Source organism: Vibrio sp. 03_296, assembly GCF_002265885.1.
This window is the reverse complement of sequence record NZ_NPKW01001046.1, coordinates 1-311: the sequence shown is the minus strand read 5'-3', so window position 1 is coordinate 311 and position 311 is coordinate 1. Positions and strand designations below refer to the sequence as shown.

Sequence of the window (311 nt, the reverse complement as noted above, 5' to 3'; positions counted from 1 at the left end):
ATGCTCAATAGAAGAAGATCCGACTTTCCCCATTTGGTACAYCAAGACGAATTATCGGATTTGATGCTCTTTATTTTCTCAAACTGTCTATTCAATGAGTATTTCATAGTTCCATTCCATAGATTATAACGTGCGATTGAGCACAGGTTTGATGAATGATTTTTGATTAATAAAATAATATTAATAAGAATGGTATTTCTTTAATTTATATACCCTTCCTACTTGAAACTGCAGCGGTGTTGGCTGCAACTCCAAGTTGTTTGGGTATGTAATTAATATTTGAAAATAATTTTTATGGGTTGGTATTGAAA

Annotated in this window: 1 pseudogene; it reads right to left on the bottom strand. The window is 31.6% G+C overall.

The features are described 5' to 3' along the window. Nucleotides 1-107 (bottom strand): annotated as a pseudogene (locus CIK04_RS34965) (capsular biosynthesis protein); the annotation flags it as partial. Between the last annotated feature and the right edge of the window lie 204 nt (nt 108-311).